This window comes from Brevundimonas sp. SPF441 (genome assembly GCF_009661015.1).
Taxonomy (GTDB): Bacteria; Pseudomonadota; Alphaproteobacteria; order Caulobacterales; family Caulobacteraceae; genus Brevundimonas; species Brevundimonas vesicularis.
On the sequence record NZ_WJWX01000016.1, the window covers coordinates 20,939 to 37,323 of the forward strand.

Below are 16,385 nucleotides of genomic sequence, written 5' to 3' on the forward strand. Positions count from 1 at the left end.
TCTGGAGAATTTCGTGGCCCGTATTGCTGGCGTCAACATCCCGACCAACAAGCGCGTAGAGATCGCGCTTCAGTATATCCATGGCATCGGCCCCGCCGCCGCCAAGGACATCACCGAAAAGGTGGGCATCGAGCCCGCCCGCCGGGTGAACCAGCTGACGGACGCCGAAGTCCTGTCGATCCGCGAAACGATCGACAAGGATCACACCGTCGAGGGCGACCTGCGCCGCGAGACGTCGATGAACATCAAGCGTCTGATGGACCTGGCCTGCTATCGCGGCCTGCGTCACCGCAAGGGCCTGCCGGTCCGCGGCCAGCGCACCCACACGAACGCCCGCACCCGCAAGGGTCCCGCCAAGCCGATCGCCGGCAAGAAGAAGTAAGACAGACACATGGCCAAGGAACCGGGTCGCGTAAAGAAGCGCGAGCGCAAGAACATCACCTCGGGCGTTGCCCACGTGAATGCTTCGTTCAACAACACCATGATCACGATCACCGATGCCCAGGGCAACGCGATCTCGTGGTCTTCGGCGGGTCACATGGGCTTCAAGGGTTCGCGTAAGTCGACCCCTTACGCCGCTCAGATGGCTGCGGAAGACGCCGGTAAGAAGGCCCAGGAACACGGCGTGAAGACGCTGGAAGTGAACGTTTCGGGTCCGGGCTCCGGTCGTGAATCGGCCCTGCGCGCGCTGCAGTCGGTCGGTCTGACGATCACGACCATCCGCGACGTCACGCCGATGCCGCACAACGGTTGCCGTCCGCCCAAGCGTCGTCGCGTCTAAGCGATAGCGTTCTAAGGCACCCCCAATCTCCGTCCGCTCCATCATGGCCTCGTCGACAAGGCCGGAGCAGGCGAAACCCGTTCGAGGGACAAAATGATCGAAAGAAACTGGCAAGAGCTGATCCGTCCCGAGAAGCCGCAGATCGAGATCGGTTCCGACGCCCAGCGCAAGGCGCGCCTGGTGGCCGAACCCCTCGAGCGTGGCTTCGGCGTGACGCTCGGCAACGCGCTCCGTCGCGTTCTGCTGTCCTCGCTGCAAGGCGCAGCCGTCACGGCCATCCAGATCGACGGCGTCGTTCATGAATTCTCGTCGCTGGAAGGCGTGCGGGAAGACGTGGTCGACATCGTCCTGAACATCAAGCAACTCGCGTTGCGCATGCACGCCGAAGGCCCCAAGCGCATGACCCTGCGCGCCACGGGCCCCGGTCCGGTGACGGCCGGCCAGATCGACGTGCCGGCGGACATCGAGGTTCTGAACCCCGACCACGTCATCTGCACGCTGGACGACGGCGCATCGGTGCGCATGGAACTGACCGTCCAGAACGGCAAGGGCTATGTCGCCGCCGAGCTGAACCGTCCGGAAGATGCGCCGATCGGCCTGATCGCCGTCGACGCCCTATATTCGCCGGTCAAGAAGGTGGCTTACCGCGTCGAGCCGACCCGTCAGGGTCAGTCGCTGGACTACGACAAGCTGTTGCTGGAAGTCGAAACCAACGGTGCGGTCACGCCGGTTGACGCTGTGGCCTACGCCGCGCGCATCCTGCAGGACCAGCTCCAGATCTTCATCACCTTCGAAGAGCCCAAGAAGGCTGTCGAGCAGTCGGACGGCAAGCCCGACCTGCCCTTCAACCCGGCGCTGCTGAAGAAGGTGGACGAGCTGGAACTGTCGGTTCGTTCGGCCAACTGCTTGAAGAACGACAACATCGTCTACATCGGCGACCTGATCCAGAAGACCGAGGGCGAAATGCTTCGCACCCCGAACTTCGGCCGCAAGTCGCTGAACGAGATCAAGGAAGTTCTCACGACGATGGGCCTCAGCCTCGGCATGGACGTGCCGAACTGGCCGCCCGAAAACATCGAAGATCTGGCCAAGAAGTTCGACGACCAGATCTAAGTTCAACCCTCCGCCCGTCTCCTTCGGGAGAATGTCGGGGCGGTTAGAAGATTACGGTTCCAGGTCCGCTTGAGGATACCGGTTCCGGAGTAGGAGAGACCCAGATGCGCCACGGCGCCGCCCATCGTAAACTCGGTCGCACGAGCAGCCACCGCACCGCCATGTTCGCCAACATGGCCGCCTCGCTGATCAAGCACGAGCAGATCACCACGACCCTGCCCAAGGCGAAGGAACTGCGTCCCTTCGTAGAGAAGCTGGTCACCCTCGCCAAGAAGGGCGACCTGCACGCGCGTCGTCAGGCCATCAGCCAGGTTCGCGACGTGCCGCAAGTCGGCAAGTTGTTCGAAACGCTTGGACCGCGCTACAGCGAGCGTAACGGCGGCTATATCCGCATCATGAAGGCCGGCTTCCGCCACGGCGACAACGCCCCGATGGCCGTCATCGAGTTCGTTGACCGCGACGTCGAAGCCAAGGGTAAGGACTCCGGTCCGGTCCTGGCCTTCGAAGACAACGACGAAGACTAAGATTTGGTCGTTTGACCAAACGCCGGAAGGGCGGTCGGAGCGATCCGACCGCCCTTTTGCTTTGCGTGGAAACCGGACATGAGGGGTGAATGACCGTCGCGATCGTCGATTTCCGTCCCGATCACGCCGCCGCCTGGGCGAAGTTGAACACCGCCTGGCTGGTCGAGGGCGGCTTTGCGATCGAGGCCAAGGATCGGGTCGCGATCGATGATCCGCAGGGCGTCTTCCTGGACAAGGGCGGGCGCATCTTCATCGCGGAGAGGGATGGGGAGCCCGTGGGCTGCTGCGCCATGGTCCCGACCGTCGACGCGGTGGAGGTCTGCAAGATGACGGTCACGCCCGCCGCGCGTGGCCTGGGGCTGGCGCGACGCCTGCTTGAGGCCTGCGAAACGGCGGCGCGGGAAGCGGGCGCCGCCCGGCTCTATCTGGAAACCAACAGCGCCCTGAAGCCCGCGATCGCCTTGTATGAAAGCGCCGGCTTCGTGCATCTGCCTCCGCGTCCCACGCCTTATGCCCGCGCTGATGTCTTCATGGATAAGCGGCTCTAGCCGCCCAGGACGCGGCGGTGGACGCCTTCCGCGACTGGCTGGTTGCGGAAGGCGCGCGCAGTCCGTCGCCGCCTATTCCTTGGACAAATCCTGGCGGTTGAACCAGGCGACGGCGGCGGCGAAGGGGACGCCGATCCAGAGGGCCAGGCTGAGAACGCCCTTGAGTACGGCATGATCGGGCAGTTGCGCTGCCGATGCGCCGCCCTCGATGGCGGCCTTCAGCAGGTCGGTGGCCATGCCGGGCGACAGCAGGGGCAGAAGCCAGCCGTCCGGCGTTACGCCCATCGGCAGCAGCAGTTGGGGCAGGAAGAACTGGGCCACGCCGATCACCAACGGCGCGAACAGGGCCGCCAGCAACGAGCGCGTCACTACGGCCGCCAAGAGGCCGAGCATGGTGAACTGCAGAATGCGCGCCCAGGACGTCAGGGCCAGCAGGCCGAAGTCCGCCGCCGCTGCGCCGGTCATCGAGAATGTGAGGGGGCGGCCGAATACCGCCGCCTGGATCACACTGGCGATCACGTCGGAGATCAGGGCGGCGATGGTCGCCAGCACGATCACCAGACCCACGACCGCGACCTTGCCGGTCAGCAGATTCGGCCGGGTGTTGCGCGCGCTGATCAGCCGCCAGGTTTCCCAGCGATAGTCGCCGGCGTAGATGGTCGCCGCGCCGATCAGGACGAACATCAGGATCGCGGGATTGGCGAAGTCGCCCGCGCTCTTGAGCAGGGCCATCCCCAGATCGAGCGGGCCGCCCTTCATCATGTCCGGCGGCAGCTTGCCCGCCAGCTTGGCCTCATTGGCCTTGGCGACGACGAAGCCCAGGGTGGCGAGGATTACGCCCATGATCGGGATGAACAGCACGCTCCAGAACAGGGCGGTGCGGTTCTTGGACAGGCGGTAGGTTTCGGAACGGATCGCGTCAGCCAGCACGGTTTTGCTCCTGCACGCCGGTCCAGCCGGTTTCGCTCATGAAGACGTCTTCCAGGTCCGCGCCGATCCAGCGGGCCTCTTCGATATCGACTCCGCCCTCGACCAGAGCCCTGATGGCGGCGGCGGCTTCGCTACGCGGCACGGCGGCCACAAGTGCATCGCCCTCCAGCGTCGCGCGCTCGCCCAGCACGGACATGGCCTTCGCCAACGGCGTGACCGACAGGCGAAGACGCTCGCCCGAGGCGGTCAGATCGGAGACGCGGCCCTCGGTGATCACCTTGCCCTTGTTGAAGATGGCGACGCGGTCGCAGACGCGCTGGACCTCCTGAAGCTGGTGGCTGGCCAGGATGACCGTCACGCCGTCGTGGTCGGCCAGGCTGCGGATCAGGGCGCGCATCTCCTGGATCCCGGGCGGATCCATGCCGCTGGTTGGTTCATCCAGGATGACCAGGTCCGGCTTGGTCATCAGGGCGGCGGCGACGCCCAGGCGTTGCAGCATACCGACCGAAAAACCCTTCACGCGCCGATTGGCGGCCTCGGTCAGTCCGACGCGTTGCAGCCAGTCAGCGATCTCGGCCGAGGACACGCCGCCATGGGCGCGGGCCAGCCATTCCAGCACCTGGCGAGCGGTCATGAACGGCGGAAAGCGCGGCGTCTCGATCATCGAGCCCATGAGCCGCATCGAGGCCGGATCGCCGATCCGACCGCCCATCACCGTGGCCTCGCCCTCGGTCGGACGAATCAGACCCAACAGGGTGCGAAACAGCGTCGATTTGCCCGCACCATTGGGCCCCAGAATGCCGTAGACCCCGCCGCGCGGGATCGACAAGGTCAGGCCGTCCAAGGCCTTTACGGTCCCGTAGGTCTTGGTCAGGCCGCGAATGTCGATGACGGTTTCCATACGCCAAGCTTGGCGAGTGAACGCCGGTCGCACAAGCCGTCGCGTGGCTGTCGTCCATTAAGTTTAGGCAATGGTTCAGTGTCGCCTTGGAGTAAGTTCATGTCTCGTTTCGTCGCCGCCAGCCTGGCCGTGGCCGCCGCCGTCGCCGTCGCGTCCTGCGCCGGGGCCCCGCAATCCGCCCTTACATCTCCGATTGTCGAGCAGGCCGCGCAGACGACCCGTCCCGATCTGGTCATCCTGGTGTCGATCGACGGCTTCTCGCCGGACTATCTGGGCAAGGGGCAGACGCCGGTGCTGGATGGACTGGTCGCCAGCGGCGCGTTCGGGTCGATGCGGCCGTCGTTCCCCAGCGTGACCTTCCCCAACCACTATACGCTGGTGACGGGACTGCACCCGGACCATCACGGGGTGGTCGGCAACCGGTTCACCGACGCGCAACTGGGCGCCTTCACCATGGCCAGCAAGGAAAGCGGCTTCTGGGATCAGGGCGAGCCGATCTGGGTCACGGCCGAAAAGGCCGGCGTGCGCGCCGGCACCATGTTCTGGCCGGGATCGGAGGTCGAGATCCACGGCGTAAGGCCCAGCCAGTGGGCACCGTTCGACCAGGGAATGCCGGGCGATGCGCGCGTGGATCGTCTGCTGTCGTGGCTGGACCTGCCGTTGGATCGGCGACCGAAGCTGGAGACGCTCTATTTCGACATCGTCGATACCGCCGGTCATCGCAACGGCCCTGATTCAGCCGAGACGCGCGCCGCCGCCGCATCGGTGGACGCCTCGATGGCACGGTTGATCGAGGGGCTGAAGGCGAGGGGGCTTTATGATCGCACGATGCTGGTCGTGGTGTCGGATCACGGCATGGCCGCGACCTCGCCGGATCGGGTCGTGTGGATCGACGACATCATCGATCCGGCTGCGCTGAAGATCGGCTATGGCGGAGCGGTCCTGACCGCCGATCCGGCGCCGGGCCGCGAGGCCGAGGTGCAGCAGAAGCTGGTCGGACGCCATCCGCATATGGAATGCTGGAACAAGGCCGATGTGCCGGCGCGGCTGGTCTATGGATCCAACCCACGCGTGGCGCAGATCGTCTGTCTGGTCGAGACTGGCTGGTTGACGGCGACGCGGGATCGGCCGGTGACGCGGGCGGGCGGCGCTCACGGTTATGACAATCAGGCGCCGGAGATGGCGGCGATCTTCATCGCCCATGGGCCGGGCGTGGTCGCCGGGCGTCGGCTGACCGATATGGACAGTGTCGATGTGCAGCCTTTCCTAGCGCGGATGCTCGGGATTGCGGCGCCGGCCGGCGACGGGCGGGCGCAAGACACCTTGCCCGTCACCATGCCCTGATGGGGTGATTGGCGAGCCGACGATTTGAGCGCACACTGGTCGCCAAAGGGAGAGGGGCGAAGATGCGCAAAGGTCTGTGGGTCGCGACGGTTTCGGTCGCCTGTCTGATTGCGCCCGTGGCGGTCGCCGACGCCACGGCGACGGCGGCGACCCTGGCCCTGATCACCAATCCGCAGGTCTGCGGCCGGGTCGGCGCCGTCGGCGATGTCCAGCCGACACGCGATATGGTCATGGCCCCAGGCTTCGGCGACGAGGGTTTCGCGGTCGATACGCAGAACCCCGAGGCCCAGGCCTGGTTCGACCATGGCGTGCGGCTGCGCTGGGCGTTCGAGCATTCGGAATCGGTGCGGGCGTTCAGGAAGGCGAGGCAGTTGGACCCGTCGTGCGGCATGTGCGCCTGGGGCGAGGCCTGGGCGATCGGGCCGAACCTGAATGGCGGCGGCGGCGATCCCGAATCGATCGCCGCAGGCCTGCGCGTCGCCCGTGACGCGCGGCGTCTGGCCCGCGACGCCACGCCGATGCAGCGCCAGATGATCGACGCGCTGATCCAGCGCTATTCCGGCAAGGAGAAGACCCGCGCCCTGCGTTACGCCCGTGCCATGGACCGGATCGCAAAGCGTCATGCCGACGATGTATCGGTCGCCTCGATCACCGCCGACGCCTGGATGCTCCAGCCCGAGGGCGAATGGTGGGACAAGGACGGCAAGGCGACCGATCCGGCCGTCACCCGCGCCATGGCGATCCTGGAGCACGCCCTGACGGTCAAGCCCAACGATCCGGGCGCCATTCACCTGTATATCCACCTGACCGAATGGTCGGACGATCCGCACAGGGCGCTGGCCTATGGCGAGCGGCTGGCCCTGCTGGCGCCGGGCGCCAGCCATCTGGTGCATATGCCGTCGCACACCTTCTATCGTGTCGGGCGCTACAAGGACGCGATGATGTCCAACGTCAACGCCGTGGCGCTGGACAAGAGTTACGACCAACTGGTCGGCCCGCCCGGCGGGATACGCGGCATGCGGCTGCATGCCCACAACATCCATTTCGGCATGGGCGGCGCCCTGATGGCGGGTGGGGCCGAGCGCGGGCTGGAGCTGGCCGACTGGTACATGGCGACCTATCCGCAGCTGGCGGGACCGCCCGAGGCGGGCGAGGACGGCTATGTCGTCTATCGTCAGGTGATGGCGGCGGACGCCTATGCGCTTTACGGCCGGTTCGGATCGGACGCCCAGGTCGCGGCGCTTGCCGAGCCGGACGTGGCCCGTCCGCTGATGCGGGTCGGCTGGCGCTATGCACGGGGCGAGGCGGCGGCGCGGCGCGGCGATGCGGCGACCGTTCGGGTCGAGGCCCAGGCCATCGCCGCCCTGCTGGCGGACAAGGCGTTCAAGGGCCCGATGGCGGATCGTCAGACCGGTTTCACCGAACTGTTCCAGAAGGTGCTGGAAGGTCGCGCGGCCATGATCGATCAGGACTATCCCGCCGCCATCGCCGCCTATGGGCGGGCGGCGGCGATCCAGGCCATGGCGCCCGAGGGCGGCGATCCGCCCATGATCTGGTATCCGACGCGGCGAAGCCTGGCCGCCGCCATGCTGGCGTCCGGCGATGCGGCGGGGGCCAAGGCCAAGATCGGCGAACTGCTGAAGGATTGGCCGAACGACCCGTACAGCTACTACGTCCTCTACCGCGCCGAACAGGCGCTGGGCGATGAGACCGCGGCCAATGACGCCCTGCGCCACGCCGGCGTCGAATGGATCGGCGGACAGATGAGTTTGGCCGAGGCATAGCGCCTCGGCCTCAGTTTTTTCAGCGCTTCGCCGCTTCGATCATTTTGCCGATTTCGGCCGGGTCGATGCCGGGGCTGGCCTTGCCGTTGACGAAGAAGGTCGGCGTGCCGCGCAGACGCAGGGCGGCGGCCGTGGTGTGGATGTCGGCGATGTGGCGGGTGGTGTCGGGCGCGGCGATCGCTGCCTTGGCGCGGTCCATGTCCACGCCATGCGCCGCCAGGATGGCGTCGATCGCTTCGATCGACAGCGCCCGCTCGGTCATCAGGCCGTCATAGACCTCTAGGTACTTGCCCTGCTGATGCGCGGCCAGGGCGGCGCGGGCGGCGTATTGCGAGGTGATGTCGTCGCCGCGGTCCAAGATGGGCCAGTCCTTGAAGACGAAGCGGACCTCCGGATGAGCAGCCATCAGGGCGCGATAGTCGTGGGCCACGGCCTTGCAGCCGGGGCAGCGGAAGTCGAAGAACTCGATCACCGTGACCTTGGCGTTCGCCGGACCGAAGGCCGGATCGCGGGCGTCGGGCGCCAGGAGGCCGGCGTTGGCGGCGGCGGCCTGGTTCGTCTCCTCGACGGCGGCCTCGGCGTCCTTGGTCTGGAGCGCCATCTGCGCCTCCTGCAAGACCTCGGGATGCTCCAGCAGATACGCACGCACGTTCGATCCGCCGGTCAGATAGGGCGCGGCTGAAAAGCCCAGCGCGATGACCGACAGGCCCAGGGCCAGATAGCCGGCGCGGCCGCCGCTGAGCCATCCTGGCTTGGCGGTCTTGGGTTCAGGCGCAGGCGTGGGGGCGTCGTCGGTCATTCAGGCTCGCAGTCGGCGGTAAGCATCAGTTGAGGGTGGCGGGCCGGCGCGCGGCGTCACGGCGGTCCAGGTCGTTGAGATCGTCGGGCGTGGCGCCCGAGGCGAGGACGATATCGACGGCGCGTCGCCATTCGATCGAGCCCGGATCCAGCATGGAGCGGGCGCGCAGGGCGAATTGGGTGGCCTGTTTCTCGTCCCCGCCGGCGAAATAGTATTCCGCCGAGGCCAGGCGCGCCTCGCCCTCCTTGCCTTGCGAGGCATAGGCCTGGGCCAGCAGTCGCCAGGCCATGGTGTTGTCCTTCTCGGCGACGACGGCGTGCTTCAACTGGTCGATGGCCTCGTCCAGCTTGGCCTTGTCGTTGGTCTCGATCAGGGCGTGGGCCAGGTTGACGCGCAGCAGGGGGGCGTCGGGCTTCAGGCGGACCGCCTCGCGGTGGGCGGCGACGGCCTCGGCCGGGCGGCCTTCCTCGAACAGGATCTGGCCCTTCAGTTCCTGGAAATAGGGGTTGTTCACGTCGCCGGCGATCAGCGCATCCACCGCCGTCAGCGCCTTGTCCGTCTGGCCGTCGCGATACCAGGCGATGGCCCGCGCATAGCGGCCGGGCAGGGAGGTGTCGGACGACGGATAGTCGCGCAGGGTGGCGTTCGGCGGATCCATGAAGGCGTGAATCTTGGCCAGGATCAGCGCGTGCTGGGCCATACGTTCGGGGCTGTCGCGATGGTCATAGTGCGGCTGTTCCTGCACATAGCGGCGCAGGCTCTCGATCCGGTTCGACGACAGGGGGTGGCTGCGGAAATAGGGATAGCGGCGGGCGTCGGAGAAGACCTCCTGCGAGCGGAAGTTCTCGAAGAAGGACACCAGACCGGCGCCGGATTCGCCGGCCGCCTCCAGCGCCCGCGCGCCCGAGATGTCGGCCTCGCCTTCCTGGCTCTGCATGTAATGCAGCGCGCCCAGAGCGCCGAAATACTGGCTGGAGCCCAGCAGGGCCACGCCTGCGTCCGGCGCGCCGGCGGCGATCGCCAGGGCGCCGAGCGCCATGGTCATGAACATGGGCTGTTTGCCGGCGTTCTCGGCCCCGTCGCGCAGGGTGTGGCGGTTCTTGATGTGGCCCGCCTCGTGCGCCATCACGCCCAGCAGTTCGCCGGGGGTCTTGGTGCGCAGGATCAGGCCGGTGTTGACGCCCATGATCCGCCCGCGGGTCGCAAAGGCGTTCAGGTCGTTGTCGTTGACCAGCAGGACTTCGATGTCGTTCGGGTTCAGCCCCATGGCCACGAAGACCGGGTCGGCCCATTCGCGCACGATGCCCTCGACCTCGGTGTCGCGGATCAGGCTTTGCGCGGAGGCCTGGTCGGCGACGGAAACAGCCATAAAGGCCGTCGCCGCCGCCGCCAGAACGCGGGATGCAGATCGGGGAAGCCACCTCATGGCTCTACTCCAACAACGACCGGCCCCCGCCTGTATCCAGACAGTCTAATCGTGACCGATCAGCGGCGCCACCACCCGCGCTTGGGCTTTTCGGGCGGTGCGACGATCTGGTTCGGGTCTTCGGCGATGATGGCCTGAACGTCGATCTCCGGCGTGGGGGCGACGAAGGGCTCGGCCAAGACGGCCTCGGTCACCGGAACCGCCGTCGGGGCGACTTCGGCCGGTTCGGCGGCCAGCGCCTCGTGCGGGGTCACGTCCAGCTCGACCGGCGCGCCTTGGACCGTGGCCTCGTTCGGCTCGATGGCGGTGTCGGGATGCGGCTCGGTCGCGATCTCGACGTTGGCGCCGGCCGACTTGCGACGCACGCGACGACGCTGAGGCTCAGGCGCGATGGCCGGGGCGGCCGTCTCGACGGTCTCGGTCGGCTCGACCATCACGGCCATCGGCGTCTCGGGCGAACCGTCGGGCGGCATGCCTTCGTTGGTGGCGCGGTTCTCGACCTTGATCTCGTGGCTGACGGAACCTTCGCCACGGCCGCGACCGCGACGACGGCGACGGCGCGAACGCCCGCCCTCCTCGCCGGAGCCTTCGCCGGCGCCGCTATGGGCGACGACATCCAGGCCTTCGCCCTCGGACTGAGCGAAGGCGGGGCGTTCAGACCGCTCATGGCGCTCGCCGCGTTCCGGGCGACCTTCCGAGCGGCCGGGGTTCAGCGGGTCGAACCAGACATAGGGGTCGTCCAGCGAAGGCGTGCGGCCGCGAACCCAGGTGTAGACGTCGCGCTCGCCATCCTCGCGGACGCGGCGACCGCCACGGCGACCACGGCGACGGCGACGGCCGTTTTCGTCTTCCTCATCATCCGAGGCGTCGTCGGCGCTGACCGTATCGACGGCCTCGACGTCGGAGGTTTCCTCGTCGCGACGACCGCCGCGACGGCGACGGTTGCGTCCACGACCGCGATCGCGACCGCCGTCGTGACGCTCCGAGCGTTCGCGCGGTTCGTCGTCGTCGTTGTCTTCGCGATCCAGGGACTCGACCGTGTCGTCATCGTCGTCGGCGATGATCTCCTCGTCGTCGTCCTCATCCTCGTCTTCGTACAGCGAGGCGTCGAAGTCGTCGTCGAGGTTGGGCATCTCGATCTCGGGCGCGACGAAGTCCTCGTTGGTCTCGGTGCGCTCGATATTGTGTTCGCCCTGACCCAGGCTGTCGTCGATCTGGACGATGACGTTCAGGCCGCGACGTTCAAGCAGCGACTGCAGATAGGCGCGCTTGTGGTTCAGTATGTACAGGCCGACGGCGGTGCAGACCTTCAGCACCACGACGCCCGCGCCGTTCTTGCCGGCCTCGATGTCGACTGCGCGCAGGGTCATCAGGGCGGCGGATTCCGCCGAACGGATGCGGCCCGTGCCCTGGCAGTGCGGGCAGGCTTCGGTCGCACCCTCGATTACGCCCAGACGACGACGCTGGCGGCTGATCTCCATCAGGCCGAAGGGCGAGATGCGGCCCATCTGGATGCGGGCGCGGTCGGAGGACAGGGCCTCCTTCAGCACGCGCTCGACGGCGCGGTTGTTCTTGCCCTCATCCATGTCGATGAAGTCGATGACGACCAGGCCGGCGAGGTCGCGCAGGCGCAGCTGGCGGGCGGCTTCCTCGGCCGCTTCCATATTGGTCTTGAACGCTGTCTGTTCGACGTTGCGTTCCTTGGTGGCGCGGCCCGAGTTGACGTCGATGGCCACCAGGGCCTCGGTCTGGTTGATGACCAGATAGCCGCCGGACTTCAGCGGCACGACCGGCTGATGGATCTGCGTCAGCAGTTCCTCGATGCCGTTGGCCGCGAACAGGGGGCGCGAACCGCGATACAGGTGAACCTTCTTGGCCTGGGCGGGCATCAGCACGCGCATGAAGTCGCGCGCTTCCTTGAAGCCCTCGACGCCCTCGACCTGGATGCCGTCGAAGTCCTTGTCGAACATGTCGCGCACGGCGCGGCGGACCAGGTTCTCTTCCTCGTAGATCACCGAGGGGGCGTGAGAGGCGAGGGTGGTTTCGCGGATCGTCTCCCACAGGCGCAGCAGATATTGATAGTCGCGCTTGATCTCGGCCTTGGTGCGCTTGGCGCCCGCCGTGCGGATGATCAGGCCCATGCCCTTGGGCACTTCCAGGGCCGAGACGGCGCTCTTCAGGCGGCGACGGTCCGAGGTGTTGGTGATCTTGCGGCTGATGCCGCCGCCCTTGCCTGTGTTGGGCATCAGGACGCAGTAGCGGCCGGCCAGCGACAGCCAGGTGGTCAGGGCCGCGCCCTTGGCGCCGCGTTCGTCCTTGACGACCTGGACCAGGAGGATCTGGCGGCGCTTGATGACGTCCTGGATCTTGTAGCGACGCATCAGGCGTCGCTTCAGCCGCTCTTCATCGGCCAAGGCCGATTCGGGATCGACGTCGTCGCCGGTCGATTCGCGGTCGAGATCGTCCTCGTCCTCATCGTCATGCGCCTCGGCCATGATGGCTTCGCGGTCGGCGACGGGAATCTGGTAGTAGTCGGGGTGGATTTCGTTGAAGGCGAGGAAGCCGTGGCGATTGCCGCCGTATTCAATGAAGGCGGCCTGCAGGCTGGGCTCTACGCGGGTGACCTTGGCGAGGTAGATGTTGCCGCGAAGCTGGCGCTTCGCACGGGATTCGAAATCGAATTCCTCAATCTTGCGCCCGTCCACGATGGCGACCCGGGTCTCCTCGGGATGCGCCGCATCGATCAGCATTGTCTTTGACATGGAAAGTCTCTCTCTGGCGCGCGCAGGCCGACCGTCCCGGATCTCCGGACAGGGTCATGGCGGCTCGCCGAATGAAGGTGAGGGCCAGCGCGCGCGACATCCCCTCGCCGAGAACGGCGAAGAAGGCTTGATCAAGCCGTTGGGGAACGCAGGCGGAAAGGCCCATTAAGTCGTCGGTCCTGAACCGGGCGCGCCAATCCCTTGGGAAGGCCGCGTCCCTGGTCCGCTCTTCGAACCATCGGCCAGGCCGGGGTGGTTCTAGGATTGGTGAAAGTCAACGCCGCGAGGAGGGCGCGCCAAGATTCGCAGAGGCGAAATCGGCGCGATCGGTTCGCGAGCGGTCACAGCATAGTCATGCAACGGGAGAATTAAAAGGCGCTCGCCTTAACCCCCTGAATACGAGCCTCTGTCATGATGAGGTTCAAGTAGGCTTAAACCGGGTTCGCCGACGCAGATGAGCGGTCGCGTTTTGACAGGTCTGATGCGCTGGGGCGCGAAGGAGTGGGCGATGACCGCCCTGGCCTTCGTGGTCATCTGCATGGTCGGTCTGTCCGCAACGCGCGGTTTCGCCTGGGGCGCGCAGGGCGATGTGCTGGCGGTGCGCTTCGGCGCCGATGGCGATCGGACCCGCGTCGTCATCGATCTGGACAAGACGGCGCAAGGACGCGTCATCGACGCGGGCGGCGAAGGCCGGGTGGTGCTGGCCCTCAGCGGTGTTGCGCCAGGGCGTGGTCTGAACGGTGGCGGTTCCGGTCTGGTGCGCTCCTATGAGGTCACTTCGTCTGGCGGTTCGTCACGTGTTCAGCTGGAACTGGCGCGCGGCAGCGAGATCGAACGGCGCTTCCTGCTGCCGCCCGGCGACGGCGTCAGCCATTATCGTTATGTCGTGGACCTGAAGGCGACGGGAGCCGCCGCGCGCGCCTCGACCACGCCGGCGCCGCGCGCCAGCGCGCCGCCGCGCCGCGCTGAACGCCCCCTGATTGTCATCGACGCCGGCCATGGCGGCAATGATCCGGGCGCCAGCGGCGCAAGCGCCCAGGAAAAGCAGGTCACTTTGGCCGCCGCCCTGGCGTTGAAGGCCGAGCTTGAGAAGAACGGCCGCTATCGCGTGCGCCTGACCCGGACCGACGACCGCTACGTCGATCTCTATCGCCGTGTTTCCATCGCGCGTCAGGCCGACGCCGATCTGTTCATTTCCTTGCACGCTGACGCCGGCGCCGACCCGGCGCTGCGCGGGGCCAGCGTCTATACCTTGTCGGAGCAGGGCGCGGGCCGGGCCGTGCGCGAGTTCACGCGCGGCGACAACTGGCACCGCGAGCTGCATCTGCCGGGGCGCGACCCGTCGGTGGATCGCATCCTGCTCGACATGACGCAACGTGCGACTCAGAACCGCTCGGCCCAGTTCGCGCGCGTCTTGCTGACCCATCTGGAGGGCTCGGACCATCCTCTCTTGCGCCGCAGCCATCGCGATGCGGGTCTGGCTGTCCTCCTGGCGCCCGACGTGCCGGCCGTGCTGCTGGAAATGGGCTTCATCACCAATCCCGAGGACGAGCGGCTTTTGACCGACGAGCGCGCGCGCCGTCGCCTGATGAAGTCGGTGGCGGACGGGATCGATCGCTATTTCCGCGAGCCGTCGAGCCCGATGATGGCTGCCGCGAACAGCCAGGCGGCCGGTCAGCCCTGATCCGGCGCAACCAAGCCGGCTGTCGCCGGTTTCCCGACCATGAAAAAAGCGATTGTCACGGGCGGATCAGGCCTGATCGGAACGGGCGTCTGTAGGGCCTTGCTGGCCAACGGATGGGAAGTCGCCTCCTTCGACCTGAAGCCGGGAGAGGGCGAAGCGCGTCACATCGACTGCGATTTGGGTGATGAGGACTCGGTCAAACAGGCGTTCGAGACGTTGGGCTGGTCGTCGCTGGACCTGCTGGTCAACAACGGCGGCATCGCCGATCCGGTGAACGGCCCGCTGGCTGAGCTGTCGCTGGCGGACTGGCGCAACACCATCGACAGCCATCTGACCGGCGCTTTTCTGATGAGCCGCGGGGCCATTCCGCTGCTGAACGAGGGCGGCGCCATCGTGAACATGATCTCGACGCGCGCCTTCATGTCCGAGCCGCACACCGAGGCCTATGCGGCGTCCAAGGGCGCGCTGTTCGCCCTGACCCACGCCCTGGCGATCAGCGAAGGGCCTCGGATTCGCGTGAACGCCATTGCGCCCGGCTGGATTTCGGATGGCGAGGATTTGCGTCCAGTCGATCACCAACAGCATCCGGTCGGCCGCGTCGGCCGCGCCGAGGATATCGCCGGGGCCGTGCTCTACCTCGCCGAAGCGAGTTTCGTGACAGGTCAGGTGCTGACCGTGGACGGCGGCATGACGCGCAAGATGATCTACGCCGACTAGGCCGTCAGGCCAGACCGGCCTTTTTCAGCGTCTTCCACGCCTTGATCACGCGTTGCAGCTTGGCCTCGGCGCTGCGGTCGCCGCTGTTGGTGTCGGGGTGAAACCGCTTCAGCAGCTCGTGATACTGAGCCTTGATCTTCGCCTTGTCGGCGCCCGGATCCAGATCGAGGTCGGCCAAGGCGGCGCGTTCCAGCTTGCCGATGCGGCGGTCCTCGGTCGCGGACTGCGGCGCCTGATCGCCCTTGCGACCGAAAAGGCCGAAGCTGTCGCGCCATGAGCCGGCGCCGGTGGTGTTCGAGGTGCCCATCTTGGCGGCGAAGGCGGCGGCCTCACGTGTGAACTTGCCGGCCTGCATCTCCCAGGTCGGGCGCCCGCCGGTCATGGCCTCGTTTTCCTGGGCGGCGCGGATCTGGCCTTCGCTCATGCCGGCGTAGAAGTTCCAGCCCTTGTTGTACTCGCCGGCGTGCGGCTGGCAGAACTCGTAGAAGTCGTTCAGCCGTTCGCGCGACTTGGGCGCCTTGGCCGCAGCAGCCCGGCGACAGTCGGGCCACTGGCAAGGCTTTTCGCCAGGCTTGAGGTGCAGGACGTCGGCCTTCGCCGCCTCTTCCTCGGGCTTGGGCGGCTTCACCCGAATGTCTGTGAAGCGCGGCTTGTATTGAAAGGAGGCGGACATCAGCCGAAGTGTAAGCCCGATTGGGACAGCATCAAGGAATCGATCATGTCTGAAGGGCCGGTGGCGACGATTATTCGTGCAAAACTGACGGCGGGGCTGTCGCCCTTGCGTCTGGAGGTCGAAGACGACAGCTGGCGCCACGCCGGACATCATCATGAAGGCGGAATGGACGCCAAGCCTGGCGGCGAAAGCCATTTCAATCTGGTGATCGTGTCCGCTGCTTTCCAGGGGCAATCGCGGCTGGCGCGACAGCGCGCGGTCAACGCCCTGCTGAAGGACGAGATGGCCGGACCAGTCCACGCCCTTTCGATCAAGGCCCTAACGCCGGATGAGGCGGGATGAGCGAAAGAACTGCGTTCACATCGTCTTAGAACCTTCGTCTTAGCGTCATCCGACCAA

General features: G+C 66.6%; 16 protein-coding genes. 10 read left to right on the plus strand and 6 right to left on the minus strand.

Annotated elements, in window-relative coordinates; all coding sequences use genetic code 11:
• Positions 1-13 precede the first annotated feature (13 nt).
• From rpsM to GGC30_RS10350, 5 genes are all read left to right on the plus strand, one after another.
• On the plus strand, positions 14-382 hold the full coding sequence (gene rpsM, locus GGC30_RS10330) for a 30S ribosomal protein S13 (RefSeq protein WP_026108555.1): 369 nt from the start codon (positions 14-16) through the stop codon (positions 380-382).
• Between the two features lie 9 nt (positions 383-391).
• Positions 392-781, plus strand: a complete 390-nt coding sequence (rpsK, locus tag GGC30_RS10335; RefSeq protein ID WP_013268944.1) for a 30S ribosomal protein S11 — start codon at positions 392-394, stop codon at positions 779-781.
• A 93-nt stretch (positions 782-874) separates the two neighbouring features.
• Positions 875-1,894 (plus strand): DNA-directed RNA polymerase subunit alpha, encoded by a 1,020-nt coding sequence (locus GGC30_RS10340; RefSeq protein WP_017506040.1) that lies wholly within the window; start codon positions 875-877, stop codon positions 1,892-1,894.
• Between the two features lie 104 nt (positions 1,895-1,998).
• The gene (gene rplQ / locus GGC30_RS10345) at positions 1,999-2,418 is read left to right on the plus strand and encodes a 50S ribosomal protein L17 (protein ID WP_153923831.1); all 420 of its coding nucleotides are present in this window, start codon (positions 1,999-2,001) and stop codon (positions 2,416-2,418) included.
• 89 nt (positions 2,419-2,507) lie between these two features.
• On the plus strand, positions 2,508-2,966 hold the full coding sequence (locus tag GGC30_RS10350) for a GNAT family N-acetyltransferase (protein WP_153923833.1): 459 nt from the start codon (positions 2,508-2,510) through the stop codon (positions 2,964-2,966).
• Positions 2,967-3,038: 72 nt separating this feature from the next.
• Here GGC30_RS10350 and GGC30_RS10355 read toward each other — a convergent pair whose 3' ends face one another.
• Positions 3,039-3,896, minus strand: a complete 858-nt coding sequence (locus GGC30_RS10355; RefSeq protein ID WP_370451951.1) for an ABC transporter permease subunit — start codon at positions 3,894-3,896, stop codon at positions 3,039-3,041.
• Positions 3,886-4,797: an ABC transporter ATP-binding protein gene (locus GGC30_RS10360; RefSeq protein ID WP_153923835.1), complete on the minus strand. Its 912-nt coding sequence runs from the start codon at positions 4,795-4,797 to the stop codon at positions 3,886-3,888. The genes GGC30_RS10355 and GGC30_RS10360 overlap by 11 nt, the downstream gene beginning before the upstream one ends.
• A 99-nt stretch (positions 4,798-4,896) precedes the next feature.
• Here GGC30_RS10360 and GGC30_RS10365 point away from each other — a divergent pair, with 99 nt between their 5' ends.
• Both GGC30_RS10365 and GGC30_RS10370 read left to right on the plus strand, forming a co-directional pair.
• Positions 4,897-6,141 carry an ectonucleotide pyrophosphatase/phosphodiesterase gene (locus tag GGC30_RS10365; RefSeq protein ID WP_153923837.1) on the plus strand — a complete coding sequence of 415 codons (1,245 nt, stop codon included), beginning with the start codon at positions 4,897-4,899 and terminating at the stop codon, positions 6,139-6,141.
• Positions 6,142-6,203: 62 nt separating this feature from the next.
• Positions 6,204-7,925, plus strand: a complete 1,722-nt coding sequence (locus tag GGC30_RS10370; RefSeq protein WP_153923839.1) for a hypothetical protein — start codon at positions 6,204-6,206, stop codon at positions 7,923-7,925.
• Between the two features lie 19 nt (positions 7,926-7,944).
• Here GGC30_RS10370 and GGC30_RS10375 read toward each other — a convergent pair whose 3' ends face one another.
• From GGC30_RS10375 to GGC30_RS10385, 3 genes are read right to left on the minus strand one after another with little or no spacing between them, the layout of a single operon-like run.
• Positions 7,945-8,724 carry a thioredoxin domain-containing protein gene (locus GGC30_RS10375; RefSeq protein WP_153923841.1) on the minus strand — a complete coding sequence of 260 codons (780 nt, stop codon included), beginning with the start codon at positions 8,722-8,724 and terminating at the stop codon, positions 7,945-7,947.
• A 25-nt stretch (positions 8,725-8,749) separates the two neighbouring features.
• A complete protein-coding gene (locus GGC30_RS10380; RefSeq protein ID WP_153923843.1) occupies positions 8,750-10,150 on the minus strand; it encodes a M48 family metalloprotease in 1,401 nt (466 codons plus the stop codon).
• A 59-nt stretch (positions 10,151-10,209) separates the two neighbouring features.
• The gene (locus GGC30_RS10385) at positions 10,210-12,912 is read right to left on the minus strand and encodes a ribonuclease E/G (protein WP_194943575.1); all 2,703 of its coding nucleotides are present in this window, start codon (positions 12,910-12,912) and stop codon (positions 10,210-10,212) included.
• Between the two features lie 508 nt (positions 12,913-13,420).
• Between GGC30_RS10385 and GGC30_RS10390 the strand changes: the two genes are divergently transcribed.
• The gene (locus GGC30_RS10390; RefSeq protein WP_228763701.1) at positions 13,421-14,596 is read left to right on the plus strand and encodes an N-acetylmuramoyl-L-alanine amidase; all 1,176 of its coding nucleotides are present in this window, start codon (positions 13,421-13,423) and stop codon (positions 14,594-14,596) included.
• A 39-nt stretch (positions 14,597-14,635) separates the two neighbouring features.
• Positions 14,636-15,313, plus strand: coding sequence for an SDR family oxidoreductase (locus tag GGC30_RS10395; protein WP_153923847.1), 678 nt, complete (start codon positions 14,636-14,638; stop codon positions 15,311-15,313).
• A gap of 4 nt (positions 15,314-15,317) precedes the next feature.
• Here GGC30_RS10395 and GGC30_RS10400 read toward each other — a convergent pair whose 3' ends face one another.
• Complete coding sequence (locus tag GGC30_RS10400) at positions 15,318-15,986, minus strand: J domain-containing protein (RefSeq protein WP_017506027.1); 669 nt, start codon at positions 15,984-15,986, stop codon at positions 15,318-15,320.
• 45 nt (positions 15,987-16,031) lie between these two features.
• On the opposite strand from GGC30_RS10400, the gene GGC30_RS10405 reads away from it, so the two are divergent.
• On the plus strand, positions 16,032-16,328 hold the full coding sequence (locus tag GGC30_RS10405) for a BolA family transcriptional regulator (RefSeq protein ID WP_153923849.1): 297 nt from the start codon (positions 16,032-16,034) through the stop codon (positions 16,326-16,328).
• The last annotated feature ends 57 nt before the right edge of the window (positions 16,329-16,385 follow it).